Raw genomic sequence first — 15,929 nt, forward strand, 5'->3', positions numbered from 1 at the left:
GAGGACGGGCTCTGGGGTCATCGAGGCGAGGTCGCAGCCGACGGCCCGCTCCAGCTCGGCGAGGGCCGTCCCGACGTCCGCACGCAGCCGGGCCTGTTGAACCTCCAACTGCAACAGGTCCCCATAACTGTTCGAGACTTCAGTGAAGCCGACCCGTTCGCCCCGATAGTCCGCCAGACTCACGTCCAGCGTCTGCTCCGCCCGGGGGAGGATGCGGTCGTTCAAGAGGACGAGTTGGTCCGCGAGAGTTTCCAGCCGAAAGCCCAGCCGGCGGATCTGCCGGAGCGTGTCGTCCTGTTCGGCGTCGAGGGCGCGGGAGTCCGCGGCGATGCGTCGGTCCGCCTCCGCCACGCCGGCGCGGATCTTGTCGCGATAGATCGGCAGGGTCAGGCCGAACTGTACGGAGACGTTGTCGCGGCCGTTGGCGTTGCCGGCGAGGGCGTCTTCCTCCGTCACCACGGCGTAGCCGAGGCCCGCGGTGAAGTCCGGCTTGGCGGCGAGGCAGGCGACCTGCCGTTGCGCCCGGTCGCGGGCGATCTCCCAGCCGATCCGCTGCAACTCCGGCCGACACCGCTTGGCCGCGGCGAAGAGGGCGTCGACCTCCGCAGCGGCGTTGAGCGGCGGCAGTTCCTCCGCGGCCGTCGGCAGCGCCGCCCCCGGCGGCAACCGGAGCGTCGCGGCGAGGTCCGCCCGGGCCAGGTCCCGCTGCCGACGGAGCGTCAGCATGCGATCGTCGAGGCGGTCGATTTCAAGCTGCGTCCGCAACACGTCCGTCTGCCCGCCCCCCGTCCGCACCCGGGCCACGGCGACGTCGAGGAGCTGTGCGAGGAGCTCGCGGTTCCGCAGCGTCACCTCAACGGCCCGGTCGGCGAACCACGCTTCGAACCAGGCGGTCCGGGCGGCGAGGGCGGCGTCCAGTTCGGCGGTCGTCGCCTCCGTTCGCGCCGCCTGCGCCTCCCGCCGGACGACTTCGCCCCGCGCGCCGAGTTTCGCCAACCAGGGAATGCGTTGGGTCACATGCACGCCGGTCTGAATGCGACCGGCGGCGGTTTGCAGGGCCTGATCGCGGATCGGGTAGCTGGTGCTCATCAGCGTCGGGTCGTCCAGCGCCGTCACCTGCGGAATGCGGGCGGCGGTCGCGGCCGCCCGATTCCGGGCGGCTTGCGCCCGCGGCGACCGGGCGACGGCGAGGGCGACGGCCTCCGCCAGTTCAATGGCGGAAGCGTCTTCGGGCAGGAAGGAACTGCCGCCCGGGAGCGATTCGGCCGTGCCCTCCGAAGCCGGCCGGTCTCCGACGGGGGCGTCCAGCAGTGGATCGGCAAACTCATCGTCCCGCCCGCCGTTCTCGGGCGAAGGGCGTTCGCCGGGGAGGTTCGCTGAGTCAGCCTGCGGGCTGTCCAGCAGCGGATCGAAGAATGATTCTCCGGCCGGTTCGCCCGTCTCTTCCTGATAGGAGGCGAGTTGATGGGAGGAGCGTTGCCGGCCGGAAGACGCGGTTGCCGAACGCTCCGCGTGAGGCGGCACTTCCGCGAGGACCGGCGACGTCCCGATCTGCCGCGTGGCTGTCTGACGCGTCGCCGTTTGCCGGCAGCAATCGCCGTCGGCGGCGCAACCGCCGGCGAGCGAGACGAAGCCCGCCAGCGGAAAGGCTGCGGCCAAGGCGAGCGACGGTCGGCGACGGAATTGATCTTGCATTGTCCGCCCGGTCTGCCACACTTGAAGATACCCTCTGTGGGTACTTCGACCCCGGCCGACCGTCGCTTTGAGCGCTTTCCGTACCGCCGTTACAGCTTGCCTGATTCTGGCGGTCTGTCTCGTCGGCGGCCCGGCGCCGATCGCGCTCGCGGGCGGATGCATCGAGGAGGGGAGTGCCGTTTCCTCGACAGACTCCGGCTCCGGCGGTCATTCCTGCTGCGGGGCAATCGTCGCGGTGGAAGCGACCCCGGCGGCATGCGTTCGCTGCGGGGAGGACTGTCAATGCGGTTCTTCCAAGAGCGGCGAGCGGGACGGATCATCCGCCAGTTGTCGCTGCAGCTCGGAGCATCCGGCTCCGACCGCTCCCGAACCGTCCCCGCGGCAAGAATCGCCGCTGGGAGAGGGCTTTTCGGTCGTCTGGTCGGTGGAACCCGCGGCCGCCCGTCCGGAGACGGCGGGCGACTCAGTCAACGGCCTCGTTAGGCCCCAAGGATTTGCGCAGCACGTGCTCAGCGTTTGGCTGACGTAGCCGCGGTTTCCCGGCGTGATCGGGCGGCGCAGTGCGCCGCCGGCGCCGCTCTCTTTCGCGTCCTATAGACGCAATACGCCGTATCAGTCGGCAAGTCCTCAGGGACTCTGCCATCTCCGATACCGCCCCGCCGCGGGCGGCGTTCGGATCGGCCGCTTCCGGCCTTCTTCTTTCCCCCCCTGTCTTGAAAGACGCTTCGATGACGTTCCGCGCACTGCTCTCCGTTCCCGCCGCCGCTCTTGTCGCTCTCGCGGTCGGTTGTGCGGTCGAATCCTCCCCCGACGACTCCGCCGAACTGACCTCCGCCGACGCCCCGCAGGCCGCGCCCGTCGTCTTGGTCAACGAAACCTGCCCGCTGATGGGCGGGGCGTCCGATCCGGCCGTCACGACGGAATGGAACGGCCAAACCGTCGGCTTCTGCTGCGCCAGTTGCATTCCTGAATGGAACGAACTGACCGACGAGCAGAAGGCCGAGAAGCTCGCCGCCGCCGAGGCCGGCGAGACGGAGAACGAAATGCACGACCACGGCGACGGACACGAGCACGGTCATGAGCACGGCGACGCCTGAGCCGTCGCTCCCGTCCGGTTTCTTCACCGGTTTCTTCAGGAGCCAATCGATGCTAGCCGCCCTCCGCCGCCGCCTGTCCCGATCCGCCGCGTCCCCTCCGCCCTCGGGCGACGGGACGCAGGTTTCCCCCGCGTCCGACACCGCCCCGCCGGCTCCGGCCCCGCACCAGTCTCTCGGAGACGACGGCGCGCCGGATCCCGCGACGCGGTCCGGCGGGCGGTGGTGGGTCGGCACGGCGGTGCGGACGGCGGCGTTTTTGATCGCCCTTGTCGGTCTGTTGGTCGGCGTGGGCGTCGCCCAGCGGTTCGGCCTCCTGGACGGGGCGGCGTCGGTCGCCGCGGCCGGCGTGGACGCCGTGGAAGACGGGGTGCAGTGGATCTGCCCGATGATGTGCACCCCGCCGTCATCGGAACCCGGGCGTTGCCCGGTCTGCGGGATGGAACTGGTGAAATCGGCCGGCGGCGGGGGGGGCGACGGGGTCTCCGTCACGCTCGATCCGGCGGCCCGCCGGGTGGCCGGGATCGAAACGGCCGAGGCGACGCTCGAAGCCCTGGATCGGCAGATTCGCACCGTCGGCGAACTGTCGTTCGACGAGGGCCGCGACGCCACAATCGCCGCTTATGTCGACGGGCGGCTCGAGCGGCTCTTCGCTGATTATGTCGGCGTGCCGGTGCAGGAGGGCGACGACCTCGCGGTGCTGTATAGCCCGGAGCTCTATACCGCTCAGCGGGAGTACCTCTCGGCCCGTTCTTCCCTCGCCGCGGGGGCCAACGCCGACGAACAGGTCACGCGGGAATTGGCTCTCGCCGCCCGCGATAAGCTGATCGAACTGGGCATGACGGCCGATCAGATCGTCGCGTTGCGGGAGAGCGGAACGGCTGAGACCCGATTGCGGATTCGCTCTCCGCTGGGCGGCACGGTGGTGGAGAAGCTGAAGACGGAGGGGCAGTACGTCTCCCGGGGCGAACCGATTCTGAAGATCGCGGATCTGTCGGCGGTCTGGTTAATGCTAGAATTATTCCCGGAGGACGCCGCCGGGGTGCGGTTCGGGACCAAGGTGCGGGCGACGCTGCGGAGCCTGCCGGGCGAGGAGTTCGTCGGCCGGGTCGCCTTCGTGGACCCCACCGTCGACCCGAACACCCGCACCGTGGGCGTGCGGGTGGAGATGCTCAATCCCGACGGCCGCCTTCGCCCCGGCGATCTGGCGACCGCCGTCGTCGAGGTGCCCGCGGTCCCGCCCCCGCCGGGCGAGCCGGTCTACGACCCGGAGCTCGCCATGAAGTACGTCAGCCCGATGCACCCGCAGATCGTGCGGGACGAGCCGGGCGAGTGCCCGGTGTGCGGCATGGACCTGGTGCCGGCGAGCGAGCTGGGCTTCGCCGAGAGCCGCACCGCCGACCGCCAAGTCCTCACCGTCCCCCGCGACGCCGTGCTGCGGGCCGGCGGGCACAGCGTGGTGTACGTCGAAACCGACCCCGGCCGATTCGAGCTCCGGGACGTGGAACTGGGCCCCACCGCGAACGGCCGCACCGTGATCCTCGGCGGCGTGAAGGCGGGGGAGGCGGTGGCGTCCGGCGGGAACTTCCTGATCGACTCCCAGATGCAGCTCGCCGGCAACCCGTCGCTGATCGACCCCACCCGGGCCAAGCCCCGGACGGAGCCGGCCGACGGCCCGCTGACCCTGCCGGACGAGCCCGTGCTGATCGTGGAGGGGGAGACCGGCGCGGCGTTGGACGCCCTGTTCGCCGCCTATTTTGACGTGCAGACGGCGTTGGCCGCGGACGAACCCCCGCCGGCCGGGGCCGTCCGGGCCCTCGCAGCCGCGGCGGATCGGCTGGACGCCGCGGACCTCGCCTCCGTCGCCGACCAGATCGTCGTGATCGAACGGCACGCGGCGGAACTGCGCACCGACGAGATCGAGGCCGCCCGGGTCGCCTTCAAACCGCTCAGCCATGCGGTGTTGCAGCTGTCCGCGGCGGTGCGGGGGCCGGACTCGAACGCGGCCTTCACCCACTTCTTCTGCCCCATGGTGAAGGGCGGGGGGGGCGATTGGCTCCAGCCCGGCGGCCTGCCCCGGGACGCCCTGCGGAACCCCTACTGGGGCGCCCAGATGTTGAAGTGCGGGGAGAAGGTACGCGAGGTCGCCGCGAACGCCGCGTCGGCTGACGGCGGCTCGTCGGGGGGCGTTTGATGCTCGCCGCCCTCGTTCGCTTTTGCGTCCGCGAACCGCTGATCGTCCTGCTGCTCACGGCGGGGCTGATCGGCTTCGGCGTCTATAGCGTCAATACGGTCCCGATCGACGCGATCCCGGACATCGGGGAGAACCAGGTGATCGTCCTCACCGACTGGCCCGGCCGGTCGCCGAAGGACGTGGAGGATCAGATCACCTACCCGCTGAGCGTAAATCTGCTGGCGGTGCCGGGGGCGGAGAGCGTCCGCGGAAAGAGCCTGTTCGGGGTCAGCTTCGTGCAGGTGACGTTCGCGGACTCGGTCGATTTTTATTGGGCCCGCAGCCGGGTGAGCGAACAACTGGGCGTGGCCGCGGCAAGCCTGCCGGACGGCGTCACCCCCCGGATGGGGCCGGACGCCACCGGCTTGGGACAAATCTATTACTACGTCCTCCGGCCGCCGCCCGGCGGGGGCGTAAACCTCGCGGAACTGCGGTCGTTGCAGGACTTCGTCGTCCGCTACGAGCTGCAGGCCGTGGAGGGGGTCAGCGAGGTCGCCGGCATCGGCGGATACGTTCGCCAATATCAGGTGGACGTGGACCCGGACCGCCTCCGGTTTCATCAACTCCCGCTGGACCGGGTGACGGCGGCGGTACAGGCCGCCGGCCGGGACGTCGGCGCCAAGACGGTCGAGAGCGGCGGGATGGAATACATCGTCCGCGGCCGCGGCCGGCTTGGTGACGGACCGGGCGGGGGCGGGGACGACGGCGACGCCGTGCGGGACCTGGAAGAAACCGTCGTCGCGGAGCGCGGCGGCGTGCCGGTGCGGCTGAAGGACGTGGCCGACGTGCAGCTCGGCCCGGACTTCCGCCGCGGCGCCCTGGATCTGAACGGAGCGGAAGCCGTCGGCGGGGTGGTCGTCATGCGGTACGGGGAGAACCCGCGGGCCGTCATCGAGCGGATCAAGGCGAAGATTCGCCAGATCGAACCGTCGCTGAACGGCGTGACGATCCGCGGCGTGTACGACCGCAGCGGCCTGATCGACGAGACGATCGCCACCCTCGCCACGGCCCTGTGGGAGGAGATTCTCATCACCGCCGCCGTCATCCTGCTGTTTTTACTGCACATTCGCAGCAGCCTGACGGTCGCCGCCACGCTGCCGGTCGCCGTGCTGCTGGCCTTCGGGGCGATGCGCGTCGGCGGAGTCGACGCGAACATCATGTCGCTGGCCGGCATCGCGATCGCGATCGGCACGATGGTCGATATGGGCATTATCGTCTCGGAGAATATCTATCAGCACCTCGCGTCGTGGACGGCCGGCGGTGGTGACGCGGGCGACGACGATCGCACCCGCGTGGAGGTGATCGAGGAGGCCGCCGGCGAGGTCGCCCCGGCGGTGTTCACGGCAGTCATGACGACCGTGGTCAGCTTCCTGCCGGTCTTCTTCCTCACCGGCCGCGACCACAAGCTGTTCGCCCCGCTGGCCTGGACGAAGACCTTCAGCATCGTGGCGGCGCTGATCGTGGCGGTCTGCTTGGTGCCGCCCGCCTGCCGGTTGCTGCTGGGCGGCAAACGGCGGTCGCGGTGGACGGCGGCGTGGGCCGGGTTGGCCGGGGCGGCGGTCTTTGCGGGCAGCGCCCTCGTCTGGGGCGAACGGGCCGCGGCGGCGCTGAGCGGGTGGCTGTTCCCCGGCGGCGGGTACGCCGTGCTCCCGGTGCACGTCGCCCTCGCGGCGGCGGCGATCGGCTTTGCAGTCGGCTACCAGATCGCCCGCGAGCGGCTCCGCCCGGTCGATGAAAACCCCGTCAGCCGCTTCATCGTCTGGATTTACGAGCCGACGCTGCGCTTCTTCCTGCGGCATAAGATCGCGTTCCTGACGGTCCCGGCCCTGATCGTCCTGCTGGGTCTGGGGGCGTGGAAGGGCCTCGGCAGAGTGCTGCGGCCGGTCGAACAGGGCGCCGCACTGGTCGGGGCCGACCTCAACGCAGTGCCCGGATATCTGGACGCAAAAAGGCAGTTTATGGGACTGCCGGGCGACGACTGGATCGCGCTGGACGAGGGCAGTTGGTTCTATATGCCGACGCTCTATCCCGCCGCGAGCTTCAGCGAAGCGATGCGGGTCCTGCAAACGCAGGACGTGCTGATCAGTCAGATCCCCGAGGTGGAAGACGTGCTGGGGAAGATCGGCCGGGTGGACAGCGCCCTGGACCCCGCCCCGGCGGCGATGGTGGAAACCTACGTGATGCTCAAACCCTGCGACCAGTGGCGGCCCGGCGTGACGAGCAGGGACGTGTGGGAGGAGATCAACGCCGTCGCCACCCTGCCGGGCGTCACCCCGGCGTCCCCCCTGCAACCGATCGAGGGCCGCGTGGTGATGCTGCAAAGCGGCATCAAGGCGCCCACCGCGGTGCGGATCTACGGCGACGACCTCGGCGAACTGGCCGCCGCCGCCCGCTCCGTCGCGGCGAAGCTGAAGGACTCCCCGTACGTCAACGCCGGCACGGTGAACCCGGACATCGTGCTCGGCAAGCCGTACGTGGAATTCGCCGTGAACCGCGAGGCCGCCGCCCGCTACGGCATGAGCGTGGAGATGGTGAACGGCGTCATCGAGACGGCCTTGGGCGGTATGAACGTCGACCGCACCGTCGAAGGCCGGGAGCGTTACCCCGTCCGCGTTCGCTACCGTCGCGACCTGCGGGAGCGCATCGACGACCTGGGCGAGTTGCCGGTCGTCGCCCACAGCGGGCAGACGGTCCCGCTGTCGGAATTGGCGACGCTGACGACCACCTGGGGGCCGGGGGCGATCTCCAGCGAGAACGCCCGCCTGGCCGCGCACGTGGCGTTTGCGACGAGCGGGGCCGTCGGCGACCTCGAAGCCGTGGCCGCGATCGAAGAGTCCCTCCGGGACGCCGCCGCGAAGCCGGCGGGCGATCCGGACGCCTTGACCCTGCCGGCGGGCTATTCGTTCGAATTGGTCGGCAGTTTTCGCAACCAGATCGAAGCCAACCGCCGGCTGATGTGGCTCGTCCCGCTGGTAATCGCGATAAATCTGCTGCTGATTTACTTCCAGTTCCGTGCCGTGCCGCTGACGTTGGCGGTGTTCGCGGGCATCCCGGTGGCGTTCGGCGGCGGGATGATCTGTCTGGCGCTGGCCGGCACGGAGATGAACACGGCGGTTTGGGTGGGGTTCATCGCCCTGTTCGGCATCGCCGTGGACGACGGGGTGGTGATCGCCACCTACCTCGACCAAGTCTTCACCCGCCGCCGACTGCGGACCGTGGAGGATATCCGGGCCGCGACCGTGGCCGCCGGCGCCCGCCGCATCCGACCCTGCCTGATGACGACGGCGACAACCGTGCTGGCGTTGGTTCCCGTGCTGCTGTCGGACGGCCGCGGAGCGGACGTCGCCCGGGCGATGGCTCTGCCAGTGTTCGGCGGGATGACCGTCGAACTGGTGACGCTGTTCGTCGTCCCGGTGCTGTTCTGCGGGTTCAAGGAATTTAAGCTGCGGGCCGGTCTCGCCGACCGCCACTGGGCCGGGGTCGAGGACACGCCCGTCGACGATCCTGGCAAATCCGCCCCGGCCCCGCTCGCCCCCTCGGCGGCTTGAAGAAAGTCCCGTGAGGGGCGTGATCCGTTGGGTCGTCGGTGCGGTCCGTCGGCGTTCACGTTTGATCGCACCTGGGTCGTGCGGCGCCTGTTTCCAAGAGACTTCCCGACCAGCCGTCTCAGCCTTCCCGCCGCCGCCCGGGTGCGGCGACTGGTCCAGCGTCTTCCGCTGCGCCGATGATCAGGCCTCGAAGCCGGAATAGCGGGCGCTGCGTCGGTCAGGCCGCGTGACGGAACGGGAGCAGCACCGGACCCTGCGCATCCGTCCGCTCGGCCGGACGGCGGATCAGGCCGTTCTTCGTCAGGCAGCGTTTCATCGCCTCCCAAACGGTCGAGACCTGCACGTCTTCCAGACAGCCGCAGTGCCCCGCGCCGGGGATCGGGCACGTTTTTTTGTAGCTGCCGGCGCAGGCGACCTCGGTTTGCAGCAATTCGTGCTGATCGCCCGGGGGGCCGCTTCGCACCGGATCGGTACAGGTGAAGACGCCGACGACCGGGGTGTTGACCGCCGCGGCGAGGTGCATCGGACCGGTGTCGTTCGAGAGCGCCAGATCGCAGCCGGCCAACACCGCGGCCAGCTGTCGCAACGTCGTCCCGCCCGCGAGATTGATCGCTCCGCAGCCGGGGGCGAAGCGGAGGATCGCCTGCGTGACCTGTCCGCACAGGTCGACTTCGTCCGGCGCTCCGACCACGACCGGCAGTGCTCCCGTCTTGCGGAAGGCTTTCACGGCCAGCCGGGCGAACTTCTCCGGCGGCCAGCGCTTCGTGTCCCACCGCGCCCCGGGCACGAGCGCGAGCTTCAACCGGCCCGCCGGAAGGAGCGTCTGGGCGAACGCGGCGTCCGACCGCGACACGGCGATCGGCGTGGACCGATCCAGTCCGCCCATCCCCAGTTCCTCCGCGACGCGCCAGTAGCGGGCATGGGCGGGCATCATGCGGCCGCTATCCGGCAGCGTGCGGTGCACGGCCAGCGAAGCGCCTTCGCGGGCGCTTTCCAGTCCGATCCGCATCGGGGCGCCGGTGGCCGCCGTCATCAGTCCGGTGCGGGCCAACCCCTGCAGATCGAATACCAGATCGAATCGGGCCGTCCGCAGTTCGCCCAGCAACGTGCGCCATTCCCGCCAACCGCCGCGACGTTCGAAGCGAATCACCCGATCGACCATCGGATGCGGGGCGACGAGGTCGGACAGGCCGGAGGCGATCACCCAGGTGATCTCCGCTCCCGGAAAACGCCGCCGCAACACGCGGAGCAGCGGCATCGCCTGCACCACGTCGCCCAGGGCGCTCGGTTTGATCACGCAGACCCGCGCGGCGGTAACGCGGGCGAGACGGGACACGGGCGACGAGGGGGAACGAGGAGAGGCGGGCGGCGGGGGCGGGGCAGCGTCGGTCATTCCGCGTCAGCGTAAACGCGGACCGGCTCGGAGCGTTTCGCCGGTTCCGGGAGATGATCGGCGGAGACGCTCAACTCGATCGCCCCGCCGCCGGCGGCGGCGCCTTCGACCAACACCTCCGCGGTGACCGTCTCGCCCGGGGCGACCTGCCGTTTGGGGTTCAAGCGGACGCCGTCGTCGATCTCGACCGCCTCAAAGTCTTCGCTGGCGCACATCAGCGCCCGCATCGAGGGGGGCAGGTGCACGTCGGCGAACAGGGCCGAGGTCGTCTCGGTGCCCGTGTTTTGCAGCGTGACCAGCACCGCGACACGCTCGCCGACCGCCAGCGGACCGTTCAACCCGCCGATGCGCGGGGCGACGGCGGTGTAGCCGCGAACCTGCGTGGCGGCGATGAGTTCGGCCTCCGTGCGACCGTCCGATTGCAGCGCGACGACGCTTTCCCACTGACCCGCTTCCTCCGCTTTCAACTCCACGCCCAGCGTCGCGGAACGGCCGGGGTCCAATGCGGGCACTTCCCAGGAGACTTGGCGGGAAGAGGGATCGAACGTCCCTCCGTTCGTGGCGGAGGCGAAGGTCATCCCGAGCGGCACGGCTTCGACGACCCGGGCCGGGGGCGCCGCGGCGTTCGAGGCGTTCGTGACCACGTTCTCGAACGTCCCCGTGCGACCGAGGAACCGGGTCCGCGGGCCGCTGCGGGTCAGCGTGAGTTGGCGCCGGCCCACTTCGACGTTCGCCGTCGAGGCCGCCGGGGCGGCGCCCGCGGCCGTGACTTCACAGGAGAATTGAACCGGACCCGCCGCCTTGGCGACGACCGTTAGCGAAACATCGCGCGTTTCCCCGGCCCGCAGGGCGCCGAGGTCGTAGACGAGATCTTGCTCCCCGCTGGCGTGGGTTACGCCCGCCGGCAACAGCGTGCGAACGGCGGCGTCAGGGGCGTTCGCGGTGCCGGCGTTCGTGACCGTCAGATTCAGATCGAATGGACGACCTGCGCGGACTGAGCCGTTCGGCGCCGCGCTGAGCGTCAACCGCGGGGCCAGCACGGCCGTCCGTGCCGCGGCGGAGAGATCGCAGCGAACCACCGTGACGCTGCCGACGGTTCCGGCGGCGTCGGGGACCACTTTGATGCTGAATTCCCGCGTTCCGCCCGGCTGCAAGTCACCCAGCGCCCAGCGGAGCGTGCGACCGTCGAGATCCGCCCGGGGATCGGTGCCTTCCAACGTCACGCCGGCCGGCACCGGTTCCTCGACGGAGACGGACTTCGCCGGCGTGCGGCCGTCGTTGGTCACGGTAATCGTGTAAACGAAGGACTCTCCCGGTTTTGCTTCCGCGGGGGCGTTCTTGACGACGCTCAATTGGACGGCCGCGTCCGCGGGGCGGCGGTCGTCGAACTCAAGTTGGGCCGGGACGGGCTGTGCCGGAACCGGCGTCCTCGGATTCATCGGCATGCCGGCGCCGCTCTCGCCGAAGTCCGGGTCGTCGAAATCGTCCGAAACGGATTCGCGCTCGGCGGGAGCGGGGCGAACGGGGGCGGCGGTCGGCGGGTCGGTCCAGCTATCGAAATCGACCTCCACGCCGGGCGAAACGGCCGGTTCTTCGGCTGGCCACTCCGGCGTCGGTTCGATCCGCCGCGGCTCGGTCGTGGCGTCGCGAACCGGGGCTTCGTCGAAGGCCGCACCGGCTTCGAACGCCGGGGTTTCCTCCGGCCAAGAGGCGTCGTCGCTCGGTTCGACGGCGGTCGGTTCGGTCGCGGGGGCGTCGTCGAACCAGCCGGTGTCGAGATCGACGTCGCCGGGGTTCTCGCCGAAGTCCTCGCCGAAATCGTCTGCGCCGTCCGGGGCCGCTTGCGCGACGGCGGCGGCCGCGAGGGAGCCTTCGACGGCGTCGTTGGCTTGCAACAGGGCGAACGCCCCGCCTAGCAGGGCTGTCGCCATGCCGCCCGCTTTGAGGATCGCCGCGCCCATGTGTCGTGCCGTTCGGCCGGACCGAGAAAGAAACTTCGCGCTCGCAATAACATCGATCGGCGCTCGGGTGGAACCCGGTTTTCTGTCCGTCCCGCGGCAGTCCGAGTCACTCGGCGGGCGGCTCGGTGTGGAGTTCGCTCCACCGCAGTCCGCGTTCGACCGGTTCGATACGCAAGACGACGCGGCCGTTCTGAAACACCCGCACCGTGCCTGTAGACTCGCTGACGGCGACGAGGATCGCGTCCGTCACCTTGGACATCGCGGCCGCCGCCCAGTGCCGGGCGCCCAGTCCCTTGGACAGCGTCAGCCCCTCGGCCGGGGCGTTGAGGTTCCGCCCGGCGCCGTGCACCAAACCGTCCGAGGCGATCACGAACGCCCCGTCCATCTGAGCGATCTCCTTGACCGACTCCTGCACGCGGGGATTGCGAATCAGGCAGTCCTTGCGGGCGTAGCCGCGGAACGGATCGTGCACCTGCTCATGGCTGAGCGTCATCACGCGTTCGTGATCCCCGACGGCGAACAGGGCGCCGACTTTTTTCCCCTCACGCCCTTCGCGGCCGATCTCCACGGCAAGATCGACGACCTGACGCAGCGTCTCCAGCGGCACCTGCGTGTCGAGCCGCCGCAGATCGCGGGAGGTCAGCCGGGATAGGTGATCCGCGAGGCTGACGACCGACAGCGAATCGACGCCGTGCTTCTCGAACAACGAGTACAGGCAGACGACGTTGTCGCCGCTGGCGAACAGGTCGTCCGCGATCGCTTCGAGAAGCGCCTGGGAAAGCTGCGTCTGTCGGGTCTGCGGTTCGTGTTGCAGCACGACGACCGGCAGCCCGGCCTCCTTGGCGGCGCGTTGCACCGCAGGCCGATCGGACGCGACGATCAGTCGGGTTCGCTTGAGCAGATCCGTCCACGCGGCGAAATCCGGGGCCACGTCGGCCAGCACCAGGACCGGGGCGCCGCCGGCGTCTAACGCCGCCCGTTTCGCCGCCTTGATGAGACTGAGATCGCGTTCCTGCGTAGGGGACGGGGGCATCGAGCGAAGCGACGGGCGGCACGGCGGGCTGATCGTCAGTCTACGACGCCCGCAACATGCTGCAAGCCGCGTGCCGTTCTCCCCCGACAGGCTTTCAGCGAACACTCGCGGCGGCGGTGCGGGAGACTCGCAGTTCACTCGTCGGGCCGCTCTCGATGAGGCGTTGGACATGCGTGCTCTTCAGTTTGAGCAGGCCGCCGGGGCCGCGGAAACCGATGATTTCCGCATCGACGTCCGCCCGCAGGGAAAGGATGCGACCCTTCGCGATGTCGAACTCCATCAGCCCCGCGGGGCATTTCATCGCCAGCTGTTCCTGAAACGCCGGATCGACCGGCGGGGGCAGGGGGGTGACCTTCACCGTGATCGTGGCGATGCCGTCTTCGACCTTCGTCAGCGTGGACAGGCGCCGCAGTTTCCAGGGCTTGAGCAGCTGCCCTTCCTGCACGCGGACGGTGAGCATTTCGGTCCACGTTTCGCCCACGGTCACCGGCTCGACCGGCATATGGGGATACAGATCGCGGTAGGCGTCGGTCGCTTTTTCGGCATCCAGATCCTCCATGCCGGGCAGCAGGCTCTTGGCGTGGGTGACCTCGCCGAGTTCGGAGACCGTCAACTCTCCCAACGGCGCCTTGGCGACGGCGTCGACCGCTTGGTAGCCGTCCGCGACGGGTTCGGTCGACTCGCTGTCGTAGCCGGTCGGCGGCTCAAGATTGAACTGGGCGGACAGCTTCACCTTTTCGCTGGTGACGCGGAGCACGCCGGCCGTGCCGGGTTTGGCGTCGGCGGGCAGCGGCAGCACGTCGATCCGCTGCACGGTCGTCCCGCCGTTCCGGACGATCTGGGCGTTGCCCTGCATCAGGCTGTCGATCGTGACGGCCGTCGTGATCTCGTGCCGCAGGCTCTCGCCCGGCGCGAATTGATAGCGAAGCAGATGAGCGCCCGCGTCGCCGTCGGCGGTTTCCCCGAACGGGGACAGGGCGAGGGCGACGAGCAGCAACGGGGTCACGGCGGAGGCTCCGGGCGCGAAGGAAGACGTGCCGCGGGGCGTAGCAGATCGAGGTTGAAGGTGGAAAGGTTGAAGGTGGAAAGGTTGAAGGTGGAAAGGTTGAAGGTGGAAAGGTTGAAGGTGGAAAGGTTGAAGGTGGAAAGGAGGGACGACCTGAACAGCGAGTCACCCGATACGGAACGCCGCTGACCCGGCCGCCTCGTTCTACGACCTTCCACCTGACACCTTCCACCTGGTTCTACCGGCGATACCGCGGCTGGCCGCCCCAGCCGAGCTTGTTGTGCAGCGCCGCGTAGAAGCTGGCCCCGGGGAGCTTCACCAGCGGGCAGGTCACTTCCGCGGCGGTCAGTTCCAGCACGTCGCCGCAGGTCATCGGGAGGCGGGTGCGGCCGTCGATCGTGGCGGTGGCGCCGTCGCATTCGTTCTGCAGCGCCAGCGTGTAGGTCGCGTCCGCCACGTCGACCAACGGACGCACCGTGAGCGTGTGCGGGCAGATGGGGGTGACCACGAAGGCCCGCAAGTCCTGCCGCAAAATCGGCCCGCCGGCGGAGAGGTTGTGGGCCGTGCTGCCGACCGGCGTGCTGACGATCAGCCCGTCGCCATTGTAGGTGGTGACGGGGACGCCGCCGATTTCCAGCCGCACCTCGATCATGTGCAGCGTGCGGCTCGTCACGGCGAGTTCGTTCAGCCCGAGGAAACCTTCGTTCCCGCCGGGAGCGCCGTCGACATCCACATATTCTCCGCCGCGCCGCAGCCGCACGCGGAACATCAGGTGCTCGCGGATTTCGTAGCGGCGCTCGATCAACTCGTCGAAGCGATCGAAGAACTCATCCGGGGCAAGGTCCGCCAGAAACCCCAGGCGCCCGAGGTTGACCCCCAGCAGCGGCACCTGTTTCGTGCCGAACATGCGGCAGGCCCGCAGGATCGCCCCGTCCCCGCCCAGGACCACGGCCATCTCAGTCCCCTGCGGCGCGACGTGGAGATCGTCGTCCAGCGCCGCGGCGAGCAGTTCCACGTCGGCCCGGTCCTGCAGGAAACGATTCACCTCCCGCCACGCGGAGCGAACGCGGTCGCTGCCGTCGCGGGCCAGCACGACCAGCCGGAGGGGATCGGCGGGGGGCACGGGCAGTTCGAGAACGAGGGGGGAAACGACTCCCGATTGTGGACCGCGGGGGGCGAACCCTCAACAATGCCTCTCCCGGAATGCCCACGCATTGCCGTCACGCCCGTCGGATCGCCCGTTCTGAATTTTCTTGCACACGCCGTTCCCCTGCTCGGGACGGACGACGCCCACGGCATCGATGGTCACTTGGCGCTGCGCGTCGCGGGGACGGGAACCCCGGACATGCTCAGCGTCGCCGATCGCCGGGTGCGGCTGCGGGAACGGATGTTGAAGCATGACGACGCCGACCCACGCCTCGCCGCGTTCTGCGACGGCGTGCGTCGCCACCTCCATGACGACGGCTGGTTCCACTCGACCCGAGCCTTCGCCGAAGTGACCGCGCACCTCGGCGTGACGCTGCGGGAGACGTTCGGCCCTGGCGACGGGTTTCGCAGCGGGTTTCTGGGCCATATCGGCATGGAGATGCTGCTGGACGACGTTCTCCGCGAGCGCATCCCCGGCTGCCTGGACCGCTACTACGACGCCGTTGACGCGGTCGATCCGGAGGAGGTTCAGGCGCTCGTCGATCGCCTGCATCCGACCGGCACCGACCGACTGGCGAAGCTGATCCGCGGCTTCCGCGAGGCACGCTTCCTCGAAGACTACGCCGACCCGAGCCGCTTGTTGTTTCGCATGAATCAGGTCTGCAAGCGGGTGAAGCTGACGCCGCTGCCGGAGGAGGCGTCGGGCGTGTTGGCGGAGGCGCGGACGATGGTGGATGATCGGCGGTTCGATCTGCTGCCCCCGGCCCGCTACGACTGGCCGGCGGTCGCGCTCCCGCCGCTCTCCGACGTCCCCTGACAC

At 69.5% G+C, this 15,929-nt stretch carries 10 protein-coding genes; 4 read left to right on the forward strand and 6 right to left on the reverse strand.

What is annotated here, in order from left to right:
* Positions 1-1,695, reverse strand: a 1,695-nt coding sequence (locus tag LzC2_RS00005) for a TolC family protein (protein WP_206678501.1), incomplete at its 3' end; no start/stop codon positions are given.
* Positions 1,696-2,423: 728 nt separating this feature from the next.
* Between LzC2_RS00005 and LzC2_RS00010 the strand changes: the two genes are divergently transcribed.
* Genes LzC2_RS00010 through LzC2_RS00020 form a run of 3 tightly spaced genes read left to right on the forward strand, consistent with a single transcriptional unit; the run spans position 2,424 to position 8,570 of the window.
* Positions 2,424-2,792, forward strand: a complete 369-nt coding sequence (locus LzC2_RS00010; protein ID WP_171182435.1) for a hypothetical protein — start codon at positions 2,424-2,426, stop codon at positions 2,790-2,792.
* 49 nt (positions 2,793-2,841) lie between these two features.
* Positions 2,842-4,983 carry a heavy metal-binding domain-containing protein gene (locus tag LzC2_RS00015; RefSeq protein WP_171182436.1) on the forward strand — a complete coding sequence of 714 codons (2,142 nt, stop codon included), beginning with the start codon at positions 2,842-2,844 and terminating at the stop codon, positions 4,981-4,983.
* The gene (locus LzC2_RS00020) at positions 4,983-8,570 is read left to right on the forward strand and encodes an efflux RND transporter permease subunit (protein ID WP_171182437.1); all 3,588 of its coding nucleotides are present in this window, start codon (positions 4,983-4,985) and stop codon (positions 8,568-8,570) included. The genes LzC2_RS00015 and LzC2_RS00020 overlap by 1 nt, the downstream gene beginning before the upstream one ends.
* Before the next feature lie 217 nt (positions 8,571-8,787).
* Here the strand turns inward: LzC2_RS00020 and LzC2_RS00025 are convergent, their stop codons facing one another.
* The 5 genes from LzC2_RS00025 to LzC2_RS00045 all read right to left on the reverse strand — a co-directional run bounded on the left by LzC2_RS00025 (position 8,788) and on the right by LzC2_RS00045 (position 15,086).
* Positions 8,788-9,906 carry a glycosyltransferase family 9 protein gene (locus LzC2_RS00025; RefSeq protein ID WP_315854467.1) on the reverse strand — a complete coding sequence of 373 codons (1,119 nt, stop codon included), beginning with the start codon at positions 9,904-9,906 and terminating at the stop codon, positions 8,788-8,790.
* Between the two features lie 53 nt (positions 9,907-9,959).
* The gene (locus tag LzC2_RS00030) at positions 9,960-11,924 is read right to left on the reverse strand and encodes a COG1361 family protein (protein WP_171182439.1); all 1,965 of its coding nucleotides are present in this window, start codon (positions 11,922-11,924) and stop codon (positions 9,960-9,962) included.
* A gap of 106 nt (positions 11,925-12,030) precedes the next feature.
* Positions 12,031-12,957: a DNA integrity scanning protein DisA nucleotide-binding domain protein gene (locus LzC2_RS00035; protein ID WP_171182440.1), complete on the reverse strand. Its 927-nt coding sequence runs from the start codon at positions 12,955-12,957 to the stop codon at positions 12,031-12,033.
* Between the two features lie 94 nt (positions 12,958-13,051).
* Positions 13,052-13,963: a hypothetical protein gene (locus LzC2_RS00040; protein ID WP_171182441.1), complete on the reverse strand. Its 912-nt coding sequence runs from the start codon at positions 13,961-13,963 to the stop codon at positions 13,052-13,054.
* Between the two features lie 238 nt (positions 13,964-14,201).
* Positions 14,202-15,086, reverse strand: coding sequence for an NAD(+)/NADH kinase (locus LzC2_RS00045; RefSeq protein WP_171182442.1), 885 nt, complete (start codon positions 15,084-15,086; stop codon positions 14,202-14,204).
* A 186-nt stretch (positions 15,087-15,272) separates the two neighbouring features.
* Between LzC2_RS00045 and LzC2_RS00050 the strand changes: the two genes are divergently transcribed.
* Complete coding sequence (locus tag LzC2_RS00050; protein WP_171182443.1) at positions 15,273-15,926, forward strand: hypothetical protein; 654 nt, start codon at positions 15,273-15,275, stop codon at positions 15,924-15,926.
* The last annotated feature ends 3 nt before the right edge of the window (positions 15,927-15,929 follow it).

This window comes from Alienimonas chondri (genome assembly GCF_013036045.1).
Taxonomy (GTDB): Bacteria; Planctomycetota; Planctomycetia; order Planctomycetales; family Planctomycetaceae; genus Alienimonas; species Alienimonas chondri.

Excerpts from the sequence above, each read along its gene's own strand:
- LzC2_RS00010 (WP_171182435.1), top strand. The coding sequence starts at position 2,424 with ATGACGTTCCGCGCACTGCTCTCCGTTCCCGCCGCCGCTCTTGTCGCT.
- LzC2_RS00015 (WP_171182436.1), top strand. The coding sequence starts at position 2,842 with ATGCTAGCCGCCCTCCGCCGCCGCCTGTCCCGATCCGCCGCGTCCCCT.
- LzC2_RS00030 (WP_171182439.1), bottom strand. The coding sequence starts at position 11,924 with ATGGGCGCGGCGATCCTCAAAGCGGGCGGCATGGCGACAGCCCTGCTA.
- LzC2_RS00020 (WP_171182437.1), top strand. The coding sequence starts at position 4,983 with ATGCTCGCCGCCCTCGTTCGCTTTTGCGTCCGCGAACCGCTGATCGTC.
- LzC2_RS00035 (WP_171182440.1), bottom strand. The coding sequence starts at position 12,957 with ATGCCCCCGTCCCCTACGCAGGAACGCGATCTCAGTCTCATCAAGGCG.